We start from the raw sequence: 20,859 nt of genomic DNA, 5'->3' as shown, positions 1-20,859 counted from the left end.
TCGGACAGGTGTCAGGCGGCCAGTCCGGTGGCCTCGGCGGCACAGCGCATGGTGCGCAGCGCATGGAACACCCGGCTCTTGACCGTTCCCACGGGCACTCCGAGCACGGCGGCGGCTCCGCCTGCGGTGCGGTCGGCGAAGTAGACCTCTGCGATCGTCCTGCGATGCTGATCGGAGAGCCGCTCCATCAGCTCCTCGACGATCATGTGACGCTCGACCTCGTCAGCGGGCCGGTTCGGCGCCGCGACGCGCGAGGTCTCCAGATCCGACCACGCGACCTCGGTCGGGCGGGCGCGTCGAGCGCGATGCTGATCCATGGCGATGTTGTGTACGACGCGCATCAGCCATCCCCGCACGGAGCCGTTGTGCTCGGTGAGCTGGTCGAGGTGGCGCCATGCCCGCACCCAGGTCTCCTGAAGCACGTCCTCTGCTGCCAACCTGTCACCGTTGAGGAGCTTGGTGGCGTAGTTGAGCAGTCCGGGACCGTGCGCGCGGATCAGTTCATCGATACTTGCCGTCGCTGCTTCCGTGATCGCCACGATCGCCTACCTCCCTGTGCCGACGTTCTGTTCCGATCGTCGGCTTTCAGGGAGGGGATGTCTCTGGGGGGAGCCCCCGAACGCGGGTGGCGTCCCGAGGTCCGGAGTAGGGGTGTCCCTACCTCCGGGCCTGCTTCAGCAGGTCAGCGCATCGGGATCCTTGCCGCTGTCGCGCTCCCAGCGGATGTCGTCCAGGTTCACGACGATGTCGCCCTGGCCGATGAGAAGAAACGGAGTGTTCACTCTGCCCGCATCCAGACCGTTGCTCGTGAAGCACTGCGCGGGGATGATCATGTGCGTCGTCGTGTCCGGGCCGAGCTCGGCGACGGTGTCGGTGACGTCGACCGGGCCGGAGCACGGGAACGTGCAGTGCGCGGCGACCCGCAGAGAGCTCGCCGCCCCGGAGAGGACTCTGAGGTCGAAGACGAGCGCCCCGTCCGCAGCGACGATCTTCTCGAGGTCGACGCTCTCGCTGTTCGTCATCTGCGCGTATATCTGAGATTCCCAATCCGGTGTGGACCAGCGCGCGTGGAGGCCGTCCTCGGTCTCCTCCAGGCTGATGCCCGGCATCTCCGCAGCACCGTCCTCCAGAGCGGCCACGCCCCAGGAGTTGAACTCCCCCGCCGTGGCCGCGTACCAGTGCAGACTGCTGGGGGTCTTGCCGTTCTCCGTCACCGGGAAGACGGATTCCGGCGGCTCCGCCGATGTCGTCCGCCCAGACGCCGACGGGGCGCCCGCGAATCCGTCTGGTGCCTGCGCCTGCGGCGGGCCGGAGAGCAGGGCGGGCACGATGAGGGTCGCGGCGATCGCCACGAGAACGATGAGACCGGCGAGCGCGATGCCGATCAGCCCGCGCCGGGACGGGGGCCAGAGCGATCGGGCACGAGGGGAGTCGCCCGCCGACTCGACGAGTGCACCCGGCGACGCTGTTCCGGTGCTGAGAGCGTGCGCGGCCCGGGCGGCCCCGAGCGCGACCATCAGCTTGGGATGATGAACCGATCGCACGGGACGTTCGATGGCGGCGAACTCCTCGGCGACCACGGGGATACGGGACGCACCGCCGGCGAGCACGATGCTGCTGATGGCCTGATCGTCCAGTTCCGCGAGGCTGATCGCGCGACGCAGGGCGTCTACGGCAAGGCGCACAGACGGCCGGATCAGCCGGGTGAACTCCTCCCGTGTGACGTCCATGCGGTGCGCCCCGTCAGGAAGGGTGATCGACACCGCCGCCTCTCTGCGCGTGGAGAGAGTCTCCTTCGCAGCCCTGCAGGCGTTGTCGATGGCGACGAGCAGTGACGCTTCGGCGGGATTCGCGGGATCGAGCGCAGAGATCATCCCGCCGAGCTTCTGATCCAGCAGCGTCCGCATGGCATCGTCGAAGTCCGCGCTGCTGGCGCGATCGATCTCCTCCGGGGTGCCGAGGATGTCGAAGCCGCCGATGCCCTTACGAAGGAGCGTGATCGTCACGGCGTCGCTGCCGAAATCGACGATCGCGACGACGTCCCCCTGCTTCATGCCGCCCTGCGCGTCGAGGTGCGTCGCCACCGCGACGGGCTCGGTGATGCTCGTGCTCACCCCGATGCCGGAGAGGTCTGCGATACGGGCGAAGTGCTCCGCCCGGTACGGCCCCCAAGTGACCGGATAGGTCAGGGCGATGTCCTGCGCGGGCTCGCCGCGCTGCTCGGCGACCTCGGCGACGACCTCGCGCAGCTGCGCGGCCATGAGTTCTTCCGCCGTGAACTGCATCCCCGCCACGACCAGCGGCGTCGGGTCGCCGAGCCGCTTCTTGAAGCTGGTCACCAGTCGTGACGGGTCCGCCTCGCCGGCGCGGACGGCCTCGTCACCGGTGAGGAGCTCGCCGTCGGAGGGGACGTAGACCGCAGAGGGCACGACGAGCATCGGGGAGAGCTGGGCGGCATGGGTACCGACCTCATCTGCGATCGCGACAGCGGTGAAACTGGCACCAAGGTCAACGCCAAGAGAGTAAGGCATGTCATCCATCCGGTGTGGAAGTGGGAGAGGTCCGTTCTGGAGAGCGTGCGTCTCTCGCGCTAGTTTAGGAGAGTCCGCCGTCGCAGGGCGACCGGACGAGCGTTTCCCCTATGGGCGCACGAAGTAGCATGATCCCGATCACAGGATCCGCGGAGTTGCCGGGAGGCAGTCGATGAAGACCATGCGGGTAGCTGTCGCCGACGACGCAGACCTCTTCCGCGAGGGTCTCGTCCTGCTGCTGCAGGCTGCCGGGCACGAGGTGGTCTCCACGCACACGAACGGGCTTTCGCTCTACGAGAGCCTGGACACCGCTCCCGCCGACGTCGTCCTGCTCGACATCAGGATGCCCCCCGGCGACGAGGGTGGCCTCACCACGGCGGCACGGATCCGCGAGCGTCATCCCCACGTGGGGCTGCTGCTGCTGTCGCACTACTCCGAGGCGCATTACCTGCGCAGCATGCTGGCCATCGGCACAGAAGGCATCGGCTACCGGCTCAAGGACCGCATCGCCGGAGTGGAGATGCTCAACGACACCCTTTCTCGCATCCAGACGCGCGAGATCGTGATCGAGCCGATGCTGGCCGGCGCTCTGGTGAGTGGGGGCGACCACCCGGTCAACCCGCTCACCGGCAGTCTCGCCCCGCGCGAGCTCGACGTGCTCCGCCTCATGGCGGAGGGGAAGTCGAACAGCGCCATCGCCAAAGAGCTCTTCGTCTCGGTCAAGGCGGTCGAGAAGCATGTCGCCTCGCTGTTCGTCAAGCTGGAGATCCCGGGAGACTCGACGGTGCACCACCGGCGGGTCCTGGCCGTACTCAGCTACCTGCAGTCGCGCCGCGTCGCCGGCGGAGTGCAGGGGTGACGAGACAGCGCGCCCGCAGCGTCGGTGAGATCCTCACATCCCGACCGCGCGCGCAGCTCGTCGACGCGCTCCTGGAGAATCTGTCGCGAGGTCTCGCGACGCCGGAGCACAGGACTCCTCGGGTGTGGCTCGTCAGGCGATTCGACGACGGGTACGAGCAGCGGATCGCCATCTGGCCGCGCGCGAGGAGACGCCCGCTGCACGAGACGGAGAGGCAGGCGGTCTTCGAGGTTCCCGACTTCGGGATCGTCCGCATCTTCGCCGTGGAGCCGCGCACTCGGGAGCAGAGGCGACTCGTCGAGGAGACCGTCACCTGGCTCGGAGCGATCATGCGCACCGTGCCCCCTCGGCGACGCCTGGAGAAGGCGCGCCACGACACGCTGACGGCGCAGGCCGAGGTCGAGGCCGCACAGATCCGGATCGCGCGAGTCCGCGACAGCGAGCACATCCGTCTTGTGGAATCGATGACCACGGCCGCCGTGCGCGATCTCGATACCGTGCGCACGATGCTCGCGCAGCCCGCGCGCGACGTTCCGTGGTCATCGGTCTCCACCGCGATGACCGCGCTCATCCACGACTTCCGGACCGTCGTCCGGGGAGTGTTCCCCGCGATGCTTCCCCGGCGCGGAGCGGCGGAAGCGCTGAGCGAGATCGCCGCCACCCTGCCGATCGGCGTGGAGTTCCACGGCGACTTGGGACGCCGAGCCCGGTGGGAGATCGAATCCTGCTTCGCGCTCGCCGTCGCCGGCGTGCTGGGAGCCCTGGCCACGACACGGAAGCCGGTCGAGGTCGTCTTCGAGCGAGACGGCGCGCTCTGCGCTCGCGTGAGGAGCGCATGGACGGACGCGGGGGGCACGCTGGCGCGGGCACTCACCTCCGATCGCCAGCGCCTGGAGGCGCTGGGCGGCGCGCTCACGATCGGCGCCGGCCCCGCCGGCACAGAAGTCTCCGTGACCGTGCCGGACCGCTCGGGAATCAGCTGGCTTCCTCTCAGCCGACGGCAGCTATCGTCCCGCCCCGTGCACTCGCGAGTCGCTGCGCTTCTGGAGTCGGCTCGGCTGCCGGAAGACGAGATCGCGCCGTGGCGCAGGGAACTGTTCGCGCCCGTGCGACTGCTCGTCGTCCAGCAGCCGATGCCCGCCCTCCTGGCGGGAGTCCAGGCCGTCATGTGCGAAGAGCATCCGGATGGGGCCCTCGCCCGACGACTGCGCGATCCCGACGGACCCTGGGGACGGATCGACGCGGTCGTGTGCACCGGCGAGTACCGCGACGACTTCGTCCGCGAGCTGCCGGAAGGGACACTGCTGTTCTCGCGCGGCACCGACCCCGCCGATGCGGTCTCGATGCTCACGGCCCGCGCCCCCGTGTTCGCCGCGCGCAGGGCGCTCGCCGGCATCTCCGACTACGTCCGCCGGCACCCCGAGGCGGAATGGCTGCGCTCGCAGGTGGAGCACCTCACTGCGGGCTCGCACGAGCTGGTCGAAGATGCCCTTCTCGACCAGCTCGCCCGCGGCGTCGCCCCATCCGTCGTCGATGACGAGGCCGCCCGCCTGATCGGAGCGCACGGGGGAGACAGCCGTTCGCGACTGGGCCTTCCGCACGGCGCGACCCCGGCAGCCGTGGCTGATGCCATCGACGTCGCGCTCGAGCGATGGACGTCGATCGTGGCCCACCCGGAGCTCGACGCCGCCAGCCGGTCCGCATCCGAAGTCGTCCTCGGGAGCGCGACGAGGCTTCTCATGGCCTGAAGGACCGCGTCACGACCTCACCGACGCGGTGATGCACGTGCCGCGGCCGAGCACGGACTCCACCTCCAGCACTCCGTCGATCGCTTCCAGGCGGTCAGCGAGATGCGAGAGCCCTCCGACCCCGTCCTCGTTCACGACGAACCCCGGCCCGTCGTCACGGATCGAGATGGTGACCCGGCCGTCCCGCATCCACGCGTCGACGGCCACCCGGGCGCCGGGGGCGTGCTTCTGCGCGTTGCTGACGGCTTCGAGCGCGATGAAGTAGAGCGCCGACTCGACCGCCGGCATGAGGCGGGGAAGACGGGAGCTGACGCTCAGGTTCGCGCCGGCGAGCGCCTGAAGCGCGCCGTTGAGCCCTTCGGCCGCCAGGATCCGGGGCAGCACGCCGCGGGCTGTGGCGACGAGCACGCGCTCGACCGACTCCAGGTGCGTGCGCACGGCGTCACGGCGGTCGGCCTTCCCCGGGTCCTCCTTGTGGTGCTCAGCCATCGCGATCGCCATCTGCAGCGCGACGAGGTGATGCTGCGCGCCGTCGTGCAGATCCCGCTCCAGGCGCCGTCGCTCCTGAGCCATCTCGACGCTCGCCCGCCAGCGCGCATCGTCAAGGCGCTGCACGACGTCACGGCGGGTGCGCTGCTCCTGCTCGGCGGCCTCGGTGAAGGCCAGCGGTTCGAGGAGCACGAGCAACGGCTGCCAGTGACGCGCTTCGAGCATCGCCGAACGAGGAGCGACGGCGACGGCGATGTCCGGATCCGAACGGAGCTGAAGACTCGCCGCTTCATCGCTTCGGCGCGCCGGTGCCGACCATTCGTATCGTCGGCTGCCGATCGTGAACTCGCACCATCGAGCGCGCAGAGTCTCCCCGATGACGCGAACGAGACGCTGCGGGTCCACGTCTCCCTCGGCGAACATCGCCGTCAGTCTCTGCACCACCCGCTTTTCTCGACGCACCCTGCGACGCTATCAATCGAGTCGCTCGCCGGATGCTCCTGACCGCGGATCAGTCCAGATTCGAAGCGATCACGTCCCAGATGTCGTCGGCGACGTCGCGCTTGGAGCCGGATGCCTTCGCCAGCACGGCGCCGGCGTCGCCGATCACCTGGACGGCGTTCTCGGCGGCCTCGAAGCCCCGGTTCCAGCCGACCTCGTTGACCACGAGCAGGTCCACGCCTTTGCGCTCGCGCTTGCGGCGCGCGCGAGCCAGCAGCTCCTCGCCGTCACCGGGTGTCTCCGCGGCGAAGGCCACGACGATCTGACCCGGATGCCGTCGCGCCGCCAGGCCCGCGACGATGTCCTCGTTCTGCACGAGCTCGATGCTCTCGAGCAGCCCGGACTCCTTGGTGAGCTTGCCCTCGGCCACCTCGGCCGGCCGGTAGTCGGCCACGGCCGCGGCCATCACGATCACGGCGGCATCCTCGGCGGCGCTGCGCATCGCATCGCCCAGCTCCGCGGCCGTGCCGACGCGCTCGATGCGCACCAGCGGGTGGCGGCCGGCATCTGCCAGCACGGCGTCGTCGATGTTCGCCGCGACCAGCACGACCTCGGCACCCCGATCGGCTGCGGCGAGCGCGAGTGCCGTGCCCTGGCGCCCGCTGGAGCGGTTGCCGAGGAAGCGCACCGGGTCGAGGGGCTCGCGCGTGCCGCCGGCCGAGACGGCCACGCGCAGTCCGTCCAGATCGCGCTCATCGCCGTCGCGCTCGTCGTCGCGCTCGTCGAGCAGCGCGAGCGCCGCATCCATGATCTGCTCCGGTTCGAGCATCCGCCCCGGTCCCGAGTCCCCGCCGGTCAGCTCACCCTCCGCTGGACCCAGGATCGCGACCCCGCGTTCGCGGAGCACGGCGATGTTGGCCCGGGTCGCGGGATGCCGCCACATCTCGGTGTGCATCGCGGGGGCGATCGCGACCGGCGCCGTGGTGGCCAGCAGCGTCGTGCCGAGCAGATCGTCGGCGAGGCCCGCCGCCATCCTGGCGATCGTGTTGGCGGTCGCGGGGGCGACGATCACGAGTTCCGCGGCCTGCCCGAGTGCGACGTGGCGCACGCTCGCCACGTCCTCGTGCACGCTCGTGGTGACCGGGTTGCGGCTGATCGACTCCCAGGTCGGCCGGCCGACGAAGCGCAGCGCGTCGTCGGTCGGGACCACCGTCACCTCGTGCCCGGCCTTGATCAGCAGGCGCACCAGGTGCACCACCTTGTACGCGGCGATGCCGCCCGTGACTCCGACGACGATGTTCACGTTTCGATTCTGCCCCAGGTGCGTCAGGAGCGCAGGAAGTCGACGACGGCGCGCGCCACGGCATCCGGCGCCTCCTCCGCCATGTGATGGCCGGAGTCGATGCCGCGACCGGACACCCGATCGGCCCACCGCCGCCACACGATCCGGGGATCGCCGACGAGCTCCTCCAGGTCGTCGCGCAGCGACCACAGCGAGAGCACCGGCATGCCGAGCCGGCGTCCTGCCGCCCGATCGGCACGCTCCTGGTCGGCGTCGATCGTGACGCCGGCGCGATAGTCCTCCAGCATCGCGCGGATCACCTCGGGCCTGCGCACGGCCGTGCGCCATTCGGCGTGGTTCTCCGCGCCCATGACCGCTGGATCGCCGCGGTACCACGAGTCGGGGTCCGCGCCGATGACCCGCTCGGGCACATCCGGCTGCGCGTAGAAGAACCAGTGCCACCAGTGCAAGGCGAAGCGCGTGCCGCCCTCGTCGAGATGGTGGGTGAGGGGCACGCCGTCGAAGACGCCGAGAGCGCTCACGCGATCCTCGTGGTCCAGCGCCATGCGGAACGCGACGTAGCTGCCGCGGTCATGGCCCATGACGGCGAACCGGCGATGCCCGAGCCTGGTCATCACCTCGACCATGTCGTCGGCGACGGCTCGCTTGGAGTGCGCGACGTGACCCTCGTCCGGTTCCGGGCCGGCCGATCTGCCGTAGCCGCGCAGGTCCGGGCAGACGACGGCGTGCCCGGCATCGGCGAGGATCGGCGCCACGCGATGCCAGGTGGCGGACGTGCGCGGATGCCCGTGCAGCAGCAGCACAGGCGTGCCCGCGCCGCCGTGCCGGACGAGAATGCGCGCCTGCCCCGTGTCGATGACCTCTTCGGTGAATCCCTCGAACACGCGCTCTCCTCACCCGGGCGATCGACGGCCCGCCGGATACGACTCCACCCTAGACTCGTGCTCGTGTGCACCGTCGTGATCGATGTCGCGGAGACCGGGTCTCGGCTGCTGGCCGTGCGGGACGAGGACCCGCAGCGGCCCTGGGACGACCTGGGCGAATGGTGGCCGGATGCCTTCCCGGGCGTCATCGGCATCCGCGACCGGCGCGCGGGCGGCGCCTGGCTGGCGATGGACCCGCAGGCGCGTCGCCTGGCGGTGCTGCTGAACCGGGCCGACGTGCTCGGCCTCGCCGAGGAGGCGGTGCTCTCGCGCGGCTCACTGGCGCTGGAGTCGGTGGCCGGTCGCTCGCCCGAGCGCGGTCCGCTGCCGATGCACGGCTTCAACCTGCTCGAGGTCACGCCGGCCGCATCGCGGGTGCTGCACTGGGACGGCGTCGAGCTGCGCGAGACGCGGGTGCCGGCCGGGGTGCACATGATCGCGCATGACGACCTCGACGACCCCCGGACGGCGAGGATCGACGCCTGGCTGCCGCGCTTCGCCGATGCCCGCCCGGAGGACGCCGGCTGGGCTGCGCGCTGGGTGGGCCTACTCGCCGAGAGCGCGAAGCTCTCCCCCGACGACGACCGGGCGATCATCCGCGACAACAACGCCCACGGCTACCCCACCGAGTCGCTGCTGTACTGCACGGCCGAGGTGTCGGCGGATGCCGCGACGGTGCACTCGCACGTGCTGGCCGAGCCGGGGCACTGGGGCTGAGCGGGCTCCGCGTGCCCAGGTCGCGATTCGTCCCGGAATGATCGCCGGATAGCGGGATCAAGGGCGACCTGGACGACGAAACCGTGCCGAGAGCGGGATGAACTGCGACCTGGGTCGACGGGGGCTCAGACGAGGGCCGGCTGATCCTCGGGCATCCGCTCGTCGCGGCAGGAGAAGCGGGCGCGGTACGCCGTCGGCGTGGTTCCGAGCACACGGGCGAAGTTCTGCCGCAGCACGCCCGCCGAGCCGAAGCCGCACTCCTCGGCGATGCGGTCGAGGCCGAGGTCGGTGCGCTCCAGCATCCGCTGCGCGTGGATCACCCGCTGCCGGGTGAGCCAGGACGCCGGTGTCGCACCGAACTCGGCCTTGAACCGGCGGGCGAAGGTGCGCGTCGACATGTGAGCGTGCCCGGCGAGCTGGTCGATCGACAGCTCGTCGCGGATGTTCCGCACGGCCCAGTCGGCGACGGATGCCAGTGAGGCGCTCGACGCGACCGGGAGCGGCCGGTCGACGTACTGCGCCTGCCCGCCGTCGCGCTGCGGCGGCACGACCATGCGACGGGCGATGCGACCGGTCAGCTCCGCACCGAGCTCGATGCGCAGCAGATGCAGGCACGCGTCGATGCCCGCTGCGGTGCCGGCGCTGCTGATGATGCGGCCGTCCTGCACGAACAGCACGTCGGGGTCGACCTGCACCCGCGGATACATCTGCGCCAGCTGGTGCGCGTACATCCAGTGGGTGGTGGCGCGACGTCCGTCGAGAACGCCCGCCGCGGCGAGGATGAACGAGCCGCTGCACACGCTCATGACCCACGCGTCGCGGGCCACGGCCTGCCGCGCGAGGTCGATCAGGCGGGGGTCCACCCGATCCCACGCCTCGCTGCGGATCGGGCAGAAGATCACCAGGTCGGCCTCGCGAGCGAACGAGAGGTCGTGCTCGACCTCGACGGAGAAGCCGATCTTGGACGGAACAGGGCCCGGATCGGGCGCGACCACGCGGAAGTCGAACTTCGGGATGCCGTCTTCGCTGCGGTCCAGCCCGAAGGCCTCGCACGCTACGCCGAACTCGAACGGGGCGAACCCGTGGTCGATCACGCAGGCGACGGTTCTCATCGGCTCTCCTCGCTGTCCGGATGCTGGCAGGAATCCTGCGATCGATCCCTGACTGCCACTCGCGAGATTCTATCCCGCCGGATCGGCACCAGACCACCGCCGGCACGGTCGCGCGCGTAGGCTCATGCCCATGAGCGAACCGCAGCAGCCGCCCTACGCCGCCCCGTCCCCTTCCGGCCCGTCCGCCCAGCCCGCATCGGGCTATCCGCAGCCCGGCTACCCGCAGCACGATTACCCGCAGCACGGTTACGCCGCCGCCCCGTCCGCGTCGTCCGGCGGCCTGGGGCGCACGGCGTTCATCATCGCGATCGTCACCGCCGTGCTCGGCCTGCTGTTCGTGCTCGCCTCGCCCCTGATCATCACCGGCACGATCGGCGACCGCTACGCGTACCAGTTCTTCTCGCTGGGGCGCTCGGTGCTGGGCATCGCGCTCGGCGCCACCGCACTCATCCTCGGCGTGATCGCCGCGCGCCGCGGCTCACGACCGGTGCTGGCCGGCATCGCCATCGGCGTCGGCGGCGTCGAGGTGATCGGAACCGTGGGCTCGCTGGCCTCGAGCTCCCTCTACTCCCTGCTCTACTGAGCCCGGAGCGCGGTGCGGCGTCAGGCCGGCAGCGGCTCGTCGCGGTAGAGCGCCTCGAAGGTGTCGAGAGTGCGGTTGATGTCGTGCACCGCGACGCCGTCGAGCGATGCGCGCTGCATCCGCTCGTACTCCTCGGGCGACGCCGTCAGCACGCGGGTGAGCTTGTCGGCGAGATCGTCGACGTTCCCGGGCTCGAAGAGGTAGCCGTTCTCGCCGTCGTGCACGAGGTGGGGCAGGGCGACCGCGTTCGCGCCGACCACGGGCAGGGCGGATGCCATGGCCTCCATGGTCACGATCGACTGCAGCTCCGCGATCGAGGCGATCGCGAACAGCGAGGAGCGCGAGTACAGCTCGCGCAGCTCGTCGTCGCTCACGCGACCGTGGAAGGTGACGCGGTCCTCGAGACCGAGCTGCTTGGTGAGGGCTTCGAGCGCCTTGCGCTGGTCTCCGCCGCCGGCGACGTCGAAGTGCACGTCGAGCGCGGGATCGAGCTGCGCGACCGCGCGCAGCACGACGTCGACGTGCTTCTCGCCGGTGAGCCGGCCGACGAAGAGGATGCGGTTCCTCTCGCGCGGTCCGACGACCGGGGTGTAGTTGCGGCGGTCGATGCCGCAGGAGATCGGCACGACGCCGGAGATCTCGATCGTGCGCTCCAGGAAGTCGGCGGCCTTGCGCGTGGGGGTGGTGACGGCGCGCGTCATGTCGAAGGTGCGCTTCGCATCGGCCCAGGCCAGCTGGAGCACGATCCGGTTGATGAAGTCCGGCATGGTGGTGTGGTCGAGGATGTTCTCGGCCATCACGTGGTTGGTCGCGACCACCGGGATGCCGCGCTGGTGAGCGATGCGGGTGAGACCGCGGCCGATCACGATGTGCGACTGGATGTGGACGATGTCGGGCTGCACGGCGTCGAGCACCTTGCGGGCGTAGTGCTTCGAGCGCCAGGGCCAGATGAATCTCAGCCAGTCGTGCGGCAGCCAGCGCACGGCCGGCAGACGGTGCATGGTCATCGGCTCGCCCTCGATGACCTCGGTGTGAGCGGGCGAGCGGCGGTAGGCGGTGTTGGGCGCGACGACGTGCACCTCGTGGCCGCGCTGCACGAGTCCGGCGGCGAGGCGCTCGGCGAAGCGCGCGGCGCCGTTGATGTCGGGAGCGAAGGTGTCGCAGCCGAGGAGGATCTTCAGGGGACGTCCGGAGGTCACGGGAGGATGCTGCCTATCTGTAGCTCTGGGGCCTCTGCGCCGTGCGGCGCGACCCTGGGCGTCGGACCGCGTGGGCGCAGGCAACTCTACCCGAGCACTCTGGGCGATCCGGGATGCGGGGCACTCCCAGCGCATCCTGCATCGCACCCCGTAGCGTGATGCCATGCGCCTGATCTCCTCCGCCGACCCGTCGCTGTGGATCCCCGTCACCGGCTCGCTCGGCTTCACCGGTCGCCGGCACCGGAAGGCGGCGATCCGGATGCTCATGACGCAGGCCGGCGCGGGTCTCGGTCGCGAGACGCTGCCGGGCGCGCGCTTCGGCAGCTGGCTGGCCAGTCAGGCCATCCCGTTCGCGATGCGACGGGCCGACGGACGCGTGCTGGCGTGGACGTGGAAGGCCGAGCCGGAGCTCGTCGTCGCGATGGCGACCGTTCAGGAGCTCACCGCCCAGCTGCGCATGGCGCGGGCGTCGATGCCGATCGAGTACGACGACACCGAGAGCTTCCCGACCGCGCTCGGCGTGGGCGAGAAGCTGCTCATGCCGATGCCGCCGAACCCGGCATCCCCACCCTCGGCCACCTACACATGGGACACCGGAACCCACCTCATCACCCTCACGGCGGTGTGCGGCGACCGCGAGCGGTTCGGCACACTCGAGCGCCCGCTCGACGACCTGGCGCGCAGCATCCGCATCGCCGCCGATCTGACCGGCGGCGAGTCGAACGTGCTGCAGCTGCCACCGGCCTGAGCATCCGCCCGCTCATGCCGGTCCGCGCTCATCTGCGGGCGACCGGACGTCTGGGTCGCAGTTGGTCCCGCTTTCCAGCGCTTTTTCCGGGACGAACTGCGACCTGGACGAGTGACGGGGCCGGTTTCCGGGACGAACTGCGACCTGGGGCGACCTGGGGACCTGGGAGGCCGGGGCCGGTTTCCGGGACGAACTGCGACCTGGGGAGGCCGGGACGAGTGCCGGGGCCGGTTTCCGGGACGAAGGGCGACCTGGGGCGACTTGGGACGATTCGGAGCGAACCGGCGAGCGGCGGGTGCGGGCGTCTAGGCGAGCACCCGGGCGATGAGCTCGGCCAGCAGAGCCGTGCGGCCGGCGATCTCGCCCACGATGACGTGCTCGTCGTCGGCGTGAGCCCCGCCGCCCACCGCGCCCATCCCGTCGAGCGTGGGCACGCCCATGCCGGCGGTGAAGTTGCCGTCCGAGCCGCCGCCGACCGTCATCCGCCGCAGCGGGGGCAGCCCCAGCCGCTCCGCGGCGGCGACCGCCTCCACCCACAGGCCCTCGGACGACGACGGCTCCAGCGGCGGACGGTTGACTCCGCCCCGCACGTCGATCGTGCAGCCCGCCACGGGTGAGAGCGCGCGCATCGCGGCATCCACGCGGTCCTGCTCCGCGGCCGTGACGGCACGCGCGTCGACGCTGAACACCGCCTCGGCGGGCACGGTGTTCGTCGTCTGGCCCGAGTGCGCGAGCGTCGGCGTGACGGTCGTGCCCTCCGCGGCGTCGGAGAGCGCGGTGACCGAGAGAACCTGACGGGCCAGCTCGACGGTCGTGTTGCGCCCCTTCTCGGGCTCAAGCCCCGCGTGCGCGGCACGGCCCGTGATCTCGACCCGGTACAGCGACACTCCCTTGCGGCCGGTCTTGAGCGCACCGCCGTCTCCTGAGGCTTCCAGCACGAAGGCGGCGCGGCATCCCGCGGCCTCGCTCTCGATGAGCGCGCGCGAGGTCGGCGAGCCGAGCTCCTCGTCGCCGGTGACGAGGAGCGTCACGGCGGCGGAATCGAGGCCGGGCGCGACGCGGGCCGCGGCGTGCATCGCCATGACGAGCCCGGTGAGCATGTCGAAGCAGCCGGGACCGCGCATCACGCCGTCGGCGACGACGAAGGGATGCGTGCGCAGCGACCCGATCGGCCACACCGTGTCGTGATGCGCCAGCAGCAGCACGCGAGGCGCATCGGGCTCCGCGGAGCCGAGCCGCCAGCGCAGCTGCACGCACCCGTCGATCACGACCCGCTCCGGTCCGACTCCGAGGCGTCGCGCTCCGAGCTCGGCGACCTCATCCGCGGAACGTGCGACCGCCTCGAGGTCGGCGGACGGCGACTCGCAGCGCACGAGCCGTTCGATGTCGGCGAGCATGTCCGGGAGCGCCCCCTGCGCCCACCGAACGAGGGCGCCCGTGCCGGTGCCCGGCTGACGCGTGCCCGGCTCACCGGTGCTCGTCCGACCCGCGCTCGTCCCGATCGTGCTCATCCCGGTGCTCGTCCCGATCGTGCTCATCCGATGTCGGCCCGGATTCCGCGGCCGGGGTACGCGTCGACCACGATGTCGCCGTCGCGCACGACGAACTCGCCGTTGACGAGGAGCTGATCGATGCCGAGGGACGGCCGGGTCGAGTCCTGGAAGGTGGCCTGATCCGTGACGCGTTCCGGATCGATGACGACGAGGTCGGCATCGGCGCCGACCGACAGCCTCCCCTTGCGCGCGAAGGCGGGCGCCAGGTCGGCGAGCACCCCGGCGGGCAGCAGGCTGCAGCGCCGGAACGCCTCGACCCAGCTCCACAGGCCGTGCTCGCGCACCATCGTGCGCAGCGACCGCGCGAACGTGCCCGCCGTGCGCGGGTGGGTCTGCCCTCCCGGCGGCAGAGGCCACTCCCGCGAATCCGTCACCCCGCCGGGCCATTCCACGTGCATCGCATCCGACGCCACGATGCCGTCGGGGTGCTCCAGGGAGCGGCGCAGCAGATCGGCATCCGCCTGGTCCCGCTCGTCGAGGAACTCGACGACGCACACCGCACCGGGGTCCGCGGCGCGCAGCTGGCGCAGCCGCGCCTCGTCGGCCACCCGCTCCCCCGTGCCCAGCAGCAGGATGTTCTGCGGACGCAGGCCCCAGGCGGGCAGCCGTTCGGGTGCGAGGAAGGCGGCGCCGATCCCGGTGCTGCCCGCGCCGTACGGGTACGTCTCCACCGAGATGGTCGCACCGGCCGCGCGCGCGGTCTCGATCGTGCCGAGCGTGCGGTCGATGTGCCGTCGTGACGTGCTGTTGACGTGGCAGTGGTGCACGCGCCCGCCGAACTCCATCGCGGCCTGGGCCGCCTCCAGGGTCCCGTCGACGGGCGTGCGCGGGTCGGCCTCGACGATCTCACGCACGTGCGTGAACGTCGGAGCGCCCATCCCTGCGGCCAGGCGCGAGGTGGCCCGGTACTCCTCCGGGTCGGTCTCCGGCGCGTAGCCCATCAGGATGCCGATGCCGAGCGCACCGTCGGACAGCTCCGACTCGAGCCGGGCCAGCCACCGGCGCAGCTGCGCAGGCGTCGAGTCCGACTGCCAGGCGGGCTCCCCCAGCATCGCGAGCGAGCTGGCGAGGTCGGTGCCGTCGAACTCCCACCCCAGCAGCACCTCGGCCCTGGCGAGACCCCACGAAGCCGAGAAGCCGTAGTTGAGCGGACGCCCCTCGTCGGCGGCGTGCTGATAGGCGCGGGCGACCGGAAGCAGTCCCGCCTCGAGCTCCAGCGCCGTGGTGACGCCATCCATGGCCTGCAGCCGCTGGCCCGCGATGCTGTTGACGTGGCTGTGCAGGTCGATGAAGCCCGGTCCGACGATGCGTCCGGTCACATCGACGACCACATCGGCGTCCTGAACCGCCGCGACGCCGATCGCCGCGACCGTGCCGTCGCGGACGAGCACGTCGGCGACCTCGTCGCGCCCCGATTCCGGGTCGATCACCCGCCCGCCGCGCAGCAGCACCGCCGGCATGCTCAGGACACCTTCGGCGTCGCCCGGGCACCGAAGTGCACGTACTGCTCTCCGGTGTCGAGGCTGTAGAACTTCACGCCCATCCACGTCTCGGTGCCCGGGGCGCGCGTCGCGAACAGGCCCGGTTCCACGGCATGCAGCGGGAAGTCGGTCACGTCGGGCTCACCGGCCTCGATGCTCCAGGTCGCCGTGACGCGCAGGTTCGCGGGCTCGCCGGCCGCCGGTGCAGGCTGCACCTCCATGCGCATCGAGGCGCGCTCGTACGTTCCCAGGTAGGGCGTCACGTCGGTCTCGGCGCCGGCGACGGGCTCGAGCGTCGACGCCATCTGCACGCCGGCGATCTCGGCGAAGATCTCCCGGTAGAGCTCCATGTAGAGATCGCGGGTGTGTCCGCCGTTGGTCAGCAGCGTGACCGCGATGCCCTGCTCCGGCAGCAGTCGCAGGAACGCCGCCTGTCCGATGGTGTTGCCGTCGTGTCCGATCAGGCGCTCGCCGTTCCAGCCGAAGCGGATCCAGCCCAGCCCCCACGAGTCGCCGAGCGAGTGCTTCTCGGGCACGTCGGCCTGCATCGCGGCCATGTCGTCGACCAGCGCCTCGGCGAGCACGCGGGTCCCGTCGGCGGCCACGCCGCCGGCGAGGTGCATGCGCGCGAAGGCGAGCACGTCCGCCGCCGTCGAGGTGATGAGCCCCGCCGGTCCCAGCGGGCGCGGGAGCATCCAGGCGGGAGCGACCTGGAGCTCGCCGTCGGGTCCGTCGACGTGACCGACGGCGACCGGGCGCAGGATGGCGTCCTCGGGCAGGGTGACGGTGTCGGTGAGCCCCAGCGGGTCGTACAGGCGCTCCTTCATCGCAGCATCCCAGGTCTGCCCGGTGAGCACCTCGATCACGCGACCCGCGAGCACGAAGCCGGCGTTGCAGTACGACCAGGTGGCGCCGAGCGGGTGGTTCTGGGTCTGCTCCACGAGCAGTGCGATGTACTTCTCGATCGTGTCGTCGCCGCGGCCCGTGTCGGTGAACACGTCGCCGTCGATCCCGCTCGTGTGGGTCAGCAGGTGGCGCAGGGTGACCCGGGAGGCGGCGTCCATGTCGGCCAGCCGCAGCTCGGGGAGCACCTCGATGACGGGCTGGTCCAGGCCGATGAGCCCTTCGTCGACCAGCTGCATGGCGACGGTCGCCGTCCACACCTTCGAGATCGATCCGATCTGGAACACCGCGTCCTCGCGCACGGGGATCTGTGCGGGCACGTGCAGGTGCCCGGCGGAGACCACGGTCTGCTCGTCGGCGGCGCCGTCGGCGCCCATGCGCAGGATGCCGAGCTGCGCGCCGGGCACGCCGTGCTTGCGGGCGAGCTGGTCCAGGCGCGCTCGCCAGTGCTCGGCGTCGATGGGCAGGGGTGCTGCCTCGGCGGTGGTGACCGGCTGGGTGGCGGTGTCTGTCATGATGCACTCCTCAGGGATTCGGGCACGGCGGCGAGAAGCTCGCGCGTATAGGGATGTTCGGGGTGTTCCAGGATCTGCTCGACAGGGCCCTGCTCGACGATCCGGCCACCGCGCATGACGGCGACCGTCGAGGCCACGTACCGGACCACGGCGAGGTTGTGCGAGATGAACAGCATCGACAGGCCGAGTTCGCGCTGCAGCTCGCGCACGAGGTTGAGCACGGCGCCCTGCACGGACACGTCGAGCGCCGAGGTGATCTCGTCGGCGACGATGACGTCGGGGCGGGCGGCGAGCGCGCGGGCGATGGCGACGCGCTGGCGCTGGCCTCCCGAGAGCTCGCCCGGCCGTGCCGCGGCGCGCGCCGGGTCCAGGTGCACGAGCTCGAGCAGGCGGGCGACCTCGGCGGCGCGCCCGGCGCGCGGGATCTCGGGGCCGAACGATTCGGCGATGGAGCGCGCGATGCTCATCCGCGGGTCGAGCGAGGACTGCGGGTCCTGGAAGACCATCTGCACGGGCCGGCGTCCGCGTCGCGGCACGGGAGCGCCGTCGAGCAGGATGCTTCCGGATGCCACGGGCGCGAGCCCGACGATCGCTCGAGCGACCGTCGACTTGCCCGACCCGGATTCGCCGACCAGCCCGACGACCTCGCCGCGCGGCACTGTCAGGCTCACGCCGTCGACGGCGACCATCGCGTTCGAGCCGTGTCCGTAGCGGACCACGAGATCCTGGATGCTCAGAGCGCTCATCGCACCGCGCTCCTCTCCGCCACGACGCCCCGCTGGGCTTCGTCGTCGGTGTCCTCCGGGTCGGCCGTGGACGCCGTCGCCGCGGGGAGTCCTCCGGTGGGCGTCACGATCGGATTCCAGCACGCGACCCGCTGCTGCGGGGCGACCTCGGCGAGCACGGGATCCTCCTGCGTGCAGCGCGCCGTCGCGGCCGGGCAGCGGGCGGCGAAGGCGCATCCGATCGGCACGCTTCCGGGGGCGACCGGCCGGCCGGGAATGGTCGTCAGCGGCCGTGCCCGGTCGGTGCGCATGTCCGGAACGGCGGCGATGAGCGCGCGGGTGTAGGGGTGCTGCGCGTCGTCGGCGAGCCGGTCGGCGCGGATCTCCTCGACGATCCGGCCCGCGTACATCACGACGATGCGATCGCACACCTGCCGCACGACGGCGACGTCGTGGCTGATGAGCAGCAGAGCCGCGCCGTTCTCGCGCCGCACCCGGGCCAGCAGCTCCAGCACCTGCTTCTGCACGGTGACATCGAGCGCGGTGGTGGGCTCGTCGGCGATGACCAGGCGCGGCGCGGCCATGACGCCCATCGCGATCATGGCGCGCTGGCGCATTCCGCCGGAGAACTCGTGCGGATACTGGCGGATCCGCCGCTCGGGATCCGTGATGCTCACCGCGCCCAGGCGCTGCGCGGCGCGCTGCAGCGCCTGCCGCCAGGACATGCCGCCGTGGAAGCGCGAGACCTCGGCGAGCTGCACCCCCATCCGCATCGTGGGGTTGAACGAGGTCATCGGGTCCTGGAACACCATCGCCATGGCGGTGCCCAGCAGCGCCCGGCGCTGCGCGAGATCCTGCGCCGTGCGCGGTGCGGCGGCGAGGTCGGTGCCGGCGAACCGGATGGCGTCGGCGTGCACGCGCAGCGGCTCCTCGAGCAGCTGAGCGATCGCGAGCGCCGTCAGGGACTTGCCCGACCCGGATTCGCCGACGATGCCGACCGCGTCCTGCACGTGCACCTTCAGATCCACTCCGCGCACGGGTGCCGCACCGTCCGGCAGCTCGACGCGCAGCCCGCGGACGTCGAGAACGGCATCCGCGGCATCCTGCGCCGGCTCGGGCGCCACCTGCGGCTGACGGCGCCGCTGCGGGGCGCGGCGGCGGATGCCGAGCATGCCGCCGGGCATGGCCGAGACCGAGTAGACCTTGGCGAGCGCCTCGCCGGTGAGATTGAACGCCAGCCCGGCGATCACGACGGCGATGCCGGGAGCGAGCGCGGCGAGCGGGTTGAGATAGATCCGGCTGAGCCCCTCGAGCATCAGTCGGCCCCAGTCGTAGGCGGGCGCCTGCACGCCGAGCCCGAGGAAGGACAGCCCCGCGAAGGCGAGCAGGCTGCCGCCGGCGGCGATGGTGGCGTTCACGATGAGCGGCTCGGCGATGTTCGGCAGCACATGCCGGGTGAGCAGGCGCATGCGGCCGAGTCCGGCGATCCGCGCTGCCGCGATGTAGTCGCGATCCAGGATGCCGGCGATGAGTGTCTGGCAGAACCGGCCGAACGACGGCGCACCTGCGATGCCGATGGCCCACATGGTCGACCACTCGCCCACGCCCAGCACCGTGGCCAGGAACAGCGCCAGCAGGATGCCCGGGAAGGCCACCGCGATGTTCACGAGGGCGATCACGAGGCGCCCGCCGGCGCGGCCGAGCAGCAGGGGCGCTGCGCCGAGGATGACGCCGAGCACGAGCGCGATCGCCGTGGCGCCCAGCGCCAGCACGACGGTGAGCTGTGTGGCGACGAGGGTGCGCAGCAGCAGATCGCGGCCGACGGCGTCCGTGCCGATCGGATGCTGCGCCGACGGCGCCGCATTGATGTTCGATGTGTCGGTCTCGACCGCCGCCGCGCCCCAGAGCAGCGGCGCGAGGATCGCGACGACCAGCACGAGGGCGAGCATGATGAGGGCGCCCAGCGCGAGCGGGCTGCGCAGGATCGCGAGACGGCGCATCAGGAACCGCCCCCTGTCTCGTCGAGCACTGTGGAGCGCGGATCGAGCACCGCGAGGATGATGTCGACGACCGTGTTGGCGATCAGCACGCCCACGCCGTAGACGAGCACGATGCCCTGCACGAGCTGGTAGTCCTTGCCGAGGATCGATCCCGACACCGTGGAGCCGATGCCGGGCCACGCGAACACGTTCTCGACGAGCACGGTGCCGGCGACCATCGAGCCCAGCAGCAGTCCGCCCAGGGTCAGCGAGGCGGTGACCGCGTTCGGCACGGCGTGACGCAGCACCACGCGGGCGATCGGCAGGCGCTTGGCGCGCGCGGTGCGGACGTAGTCGGCGTCGAGTGCGGCGAGCAGCTCCACCCGCACGATCCTCGCGAGGATGGCAGCCGGTCCGGCCGACAGCGCGACCACCGGGAGAAGGAACGACTCGAAGCCGTCGGCGCCCGCGACGGGCAGCCACTTCAGCGTGACGGAGAAGATCCAGACCAGGGCGACGCCGACGAGGAAGTCGGGGATGGCGCCGACGACCACGCTCGTCGAGGCGAAGCCCAGCTCCAGTCCCCGCCTGCGCCCGCGCCGGGTCGCGACCGCCACCAGCGCACCCATCGGTATCGCGACGAGCACCGCCACGACGAACCCGGCGATGCCGAGGGTGAGGGTCGCGGGGAGCCGGTCCCCGATGATGTCGGCGACCGGGAGGCGGAACTGGATCGACATGCCCAGGTCGCCGGTGAAGATGCCGCCGAGGAAGCGCAGGTACTGCTCCCAGAGCGGGTCGGCCAGTCCGAAGTTGCGTCGGGTCTGCTCGATCAGGGCCGGTGTGGCCGTCGGGCCGAGGGCCGCCCGGACGGGGTCGCCGGGCACGAGGTGGATCATCAGGAAGGCGGCCGTCGCCAGCACCCACAGCGAGACGATCAGCCGGCCGCCGCGCCGGACGGCGAAGCGGAGCCACCTGTTCTCCAGTGCGGGCCGACGCGGCGTCCGCACCTGCGGTGCGGACGCCGTCGTCTCGCTGATGATCGTCACG

At 71.3% G+C, this 20,859-nt stretch carries 18 protein-coding genes; 5 read left to right on the top strand and 13 right to left on the bottom strand.

The genetic code is table 11. From position 1 onward, the window contains the following. Positions 1 to 11: 11 nt before the first annotated feature. Together ACFWHT_RS10755 and ACFWHT_RS10750 are read right to left on the bottom strand one after the other, a co-directional pair. Positions 12 to 539, bottom strand: a complete 528-nt coding sequence (locus ACFWHT_RS10755) for a sigma-70 family RNA polymerase sigma factor (RefSeq protein ID WP_378828279.1) — start codon at positions 537 to 539, stop codon at positions 12 to 14. 135 nt (positions 540 to 674) lie between these two features. Next, on the bottom strand, positions 675 to 2,531 hold the full coding sequence (locus tag ACFWHT_RS10750) for an Hsp70 family protein (protein WP_378828277.1): 1,857 nt from the start codon (positions 2,529 to 2,531) through the stop codon (positions 675 to 677). A 172-nt stretch (positions 2,532 to 2,703) separates the two neighbouring features. On the opposite strand from ACFWHT_RS10750, the gene ACFWHT_RS10745 reads away from it, so the two are divergent. Both ACFWHT_RS10745 and ACFWHT_RS10740 read left to right on the top strand, forming a co-directional pair. Then, positions 2,704 to 3,390: a response regulator gene (locus ACFWHT_RS10745; RefSeq protein WP_378828274.1), complete on the top strand. Its 687-nt coding sequence runs from the start codon at positions 2,704 to 2,706 to the stop codon at positions 3,388 to 3,390. Further along, complete coding sequence (locus tag ACFWHT_RS10740; protein ID WP_378828272.1) at positions 3,387 to 5,138, top strand: hypothetical protein; 1,752 nt, start codon at positions 3,387 to 3,389, stop codon at positions 5,136 to 5,138. Before ACFWHT_RS10745 ends, ACFWHT_RS10740 begins: the two co-directional genes overlap by 4 nt. A 9-nt stretch (positions 5,139 to 5,147) precedes the next feature. Here the strand turns inward: ACFWHT_RS10740 and ACFWHT_RS10735 are convergent, their stop codons facing one another. The 3 genes from ACFWHT_RS10735 to ACFWHT_RS10725 all read right to left on the bottom strand — a co-directional run bounded on the left by ACFWHT_RS10735 (position 5,148) and on the right by ACFWHT_RS10725 (position 8,255). After that, a complete protein-coding gene (locus ACFWHT_RS10735; RefSeq protein ID WP_378828270.1) occupies positions 5,148 to 6,071 on the bottom strand; it encodes a sensor histidine kinase in 924 nt (307 codons plus the stop codon). Positions 6,072 to 6,138: 67 nt separating this feature from the next. Next, positions 6,139 to 7,371 (bottom strand): bifunctional phosphopantothenoylcysteine decarboxylase/phosphopantothenate--cysteine ligase CoaBC, encoded by a 1,233-nt coding sequence (gene coaBC, locus ACFWHT_RS10730; RefSeq protein WP_378828268.1) that lies wholly within the window; start codon positions 7,369 to 7,371, stop codon positions 6,139 to 6,141. A 23-nt stretch (positions 7,372 to 7,394) separates the two neighbouring features. Continuing rightward, positions 7,395 to 8,255, bottom strand: a complete 861-nt coding sequence (locus ACFWHT_RS10725) for an alpha/beta fold hydrolase (protein WP_378828266.1) — start codon at positions 8,253 to 8,255, stop codon at positions 7,395 to 7,397. Between the two features lie 63 nt (positions 8,256 to 8,318). Here ACFWHT_RS10725 and ACFWHT_RS10720 point away from each other — a divergent pair, with 63 nt between their 5' ends. Further along, positions 8,319 to 9,011 (top strand): NRDE family protein, encoded by a 693-nt coding sequence (locus tag ACFWHT_RS10720; RefSeq protein ID WP_378828264.1) that lies wholly within the window; start codon positions 8,319 to 8,321, stop codon positions 9,009 to 9,011. A gap of 125 nt (positions 9,012 to 9,136) precedes the next feature. Here ACFWHT_RS10720 and ACFWHT_RS10715 read toward each other — a convergent pair whose 3' ends face one another. Next, the gene (locus ACFWHT_RS10715; RefSeq protein WP_378828262.1) at positions 9,137 to 10,123 is read right to left on the bottom strand and encodes a GlxA family transcriptional regulator; all 987 of its coding nucleotides are present in this window, start codon (positions 10,121 to 10,123) and stop codon (positions 9,137 to 9,139) included. A gap of 130 nt (positions 10,124 to 10,253) precedes the next feature. Here ACFWHT_RS10715 and ACFWHT_RS10710 point away from each other — a divergent pair, with 130 nt between their 5' ends. Next, the gene (locus tag ACFWHT_RS10710; RefSeq protein ID WP_378828260.1) at positions 10,254 to 10,706 is read left to right on the top strand and encodes a hypothetical protein; all 453 of its coding nucleotides are present in this window, start codon (positions 10,254 to 10,256) and stop codon (positions 10,704 to 10,706) included. A gap of 20 nt (positions 10,707 to 10,726) precedes the next feature. Here the strand turns inward: ACFWHT_RS10710 and ACFWHT_RS10705 are convergent, their stop codons facing one another. Next, positions 10,727 to 11,905, bottom strand: coding sequence for a glycosyltransferase (locus tag ACFWHT_RS10705; RefSeq protein ID WP_378828257.1), 1,179 nt, complete (start codon positions 11,903 to 11,905; stop codon positions 10,727 to 10,729). A 163-nt stretch (positions 11,906 to 12,068) separates the two neighbouring features. On the opposite strand from ACFWHT_RS10705, the gene ACFWHT_RS10700 reads away from it, so the two are divergent. Then, positions 12,069 to 12,653 (top strand): hypothetical protein, encoded by a 585-nt coding sequence (locus ACFWHT_RS10700; RefSeq protein WP_378828256.1) that lies wholly within the window; start codon positions 12,069 to 12,071, stop codon positions 12,651 to 12,653. Positions 12,654 to 12,958: 305 nt separating this feature from the next. Here the strand turns inward: ACFWHT_RS10700 and ACFWHT_RS10695 are convergent, their stop codons facing one another. The 6 genes from ACFWHT_RS10695 to ACFWHT_RS10670 are packed head-to-tail and all read right to left on the bottom strand — an operon-like array spanning position 12,959 to position 20,858. Continuing rightward, on the bottom strand, positions 12,959 to 14,164 hold the full coding sequence (locus tag ACFWHT_RS10695) for a M20 family metallopeptidase (RefSeq protein WP_378828254.1): 1,206 nt from the start codon (positions 14,162 to 14,164) through the stop codon (positions 12,959 to 12,961). Between the two features lie 23 nt (positions 14,165 to 14,187). Further along, positions 14,188 to 15,666 carry an amidohydrolase family protein gene (locus ACFWHT_RS10690; protein WP_378828252.1) on the bottom strand — a complete coding sequence of 493 codons (1,479 nt, stop codon included), beginning with the start codon at positions 15,664 to 15,666 and terminating at the stop codon, positions 14,188 to 14,190. Positions 15,667 to 15,668: 2 nt separating this feature from the next. Further along, positions 15,669 to 17,105 carry a serine hydrolase domain-containing protein gene (locus tag ACFWHT_RS10685; protein WP_378828250.1) on the bottom strand — a complete coding sequence of 479 codons (1,437 nt, stop codon included), beginning with the start codon at positions 17,103 to 17,105 and terminating at the stop codon, positions 15,669 to 15,671. After that, complete coding sequence (locus ACFWHT_RS10680; protein ID WP_378828249.1) at positions 17,102 to 17,851, bottom strand: ABC transporter ATP-binding protein; 750 nt, start codon at positions 17,849 to 17,851, stop codon at positions 17,102 to 17,104. The genes ACFWHT_RS10685 and ACFWHT_RS10680 overlap by 4 nt, the downstream gene beginning before the upstream one ends. Further along, positions 17,848 to 19,830 (bottom strand): dipeptide/oligopeptide/nickel ABC transporter permease/ATP-binding protein, encoded by a 1,983-nt coding sequence (locus tag ACFWHT_RS10675; protein ID WP_378828247.1) that lies wholly within the window; start codon positions 19,828 to 19,830, stop codon positions 17,848 to 17,850. The genes ACFWHT_RS10680 and ACFWHT_RS10675 overlap by 4 nt, the downstream gene beginning before the upstream one ends. Further along, positions 19,830 to 20,858 (bottom strand): ABC transporter permease, encoded by a 1,029-nt coding sequence (locus ACFWHT_RS10670; protein WP_378828245.1) that lies wholly within the window; start codon positions 20,856 to 20,858, stop codon positions 19,830 to 19,832. Before ACFWHT_RS10670 ends, ACFWHT_RS10675 begins: the two co-directional genes overlap by 1 nt. Position 20,859 lies beyond the last annotated feature (1 nt).

The organism is Microbacterium sp. NPDC058342, from assembly GCF_042723935.1.
Lineage (GTDB): Bacteria > Actinomycetota > Actinomycetes > Actinomycetales > Microbacteriaceae > Microbacterium.
The sequence above is the reverse complement of the archived record's forward strand: the minus strand, read 5'-3'. Positions and strand labels throughout refer to the sequence as shown.

What these genes read in the sequence shown, in the direction of transcription:
- ACFWHT_RS10750 (WP_378828277.1), bottom strand. Translation starts at nt 2,531, where the DNA reads ATGCCTTACTCTCTTGGCGTTGACCTTGGTGCCAGTTTCACCGCTGTC.
- ACFWHT_RS10680 (WP_378828249.1), bottom strand. Translation starts at nt 17,851, where the DNA reads ATGAGCGCTCTGAGCATCCAGGATCTCGTGGTCCGCTACGGACACGGC.
- ACFWHT_RS10675 (WP_378828247.1), bottom strand. Translation starts at nt 19,830, where the DNA reads ATGCGCCGTCTCGCGATCCTGCGCAGCCCGCTCGCGCTGGGCGCCCTC.
- ACFWHT_RS10710 (WP_378828260.1), top strand. Translation starts at nt 10,254, where the DNA reads ATGAGCGAACCGCAGCAGCCGCCCTACGCCGCCCCGTCCCCTTCCGGC.
- ACFWHT_RS10700 (WP_378828256.1), top strand. Translation starts at nt 12,069, where the DNA reads ATGCGCCTGATCTCCTCCGCCGACCCGTCGCTGTGGATCCCCGTCACC.
- ACFWHT_RS10685 (WP_378828250.1), bottom strand. Translation starts at nt 17,105, where the DNA reads ATGACAGACACCGCCACCCAGCCGGTCACCACCGCCGAGGCAGCACCC.
- ACFWHT_RS10745 (WP_378828274.1), top strand. Translation starts at nt 2,704, where the DNA reads ATGAAGACCATGCGGGTAGCTGTCGCCGACGACGCAGACCTCTTCCGC.
- ACFWHT_RS10690 (WP_378828252.1), bottom strand. Translation starts at nt 15,666, where the DNA reads ATGCCGGCGGTGCTGCTGCGCGGCGGGCGGGTGATCGACCCGGAATCG.
- ACFWHT_RS10715 (WP_378828262.1), bottom strand. Translation starts at nt 10,123, where the DNA reads ATGAGAACCGTCGCCTGCGTGATCGACCACGGGTTCGCCCCGTTCGAG.
- ACFWHT_RS10695 (WP_378828254.1), bottom strand. Translation starts at nt 14,164, where the DNA reads ATGAGCACGATCGGGACGAGCGCGGGTCGGACGAGCACCGGTGAGCCG.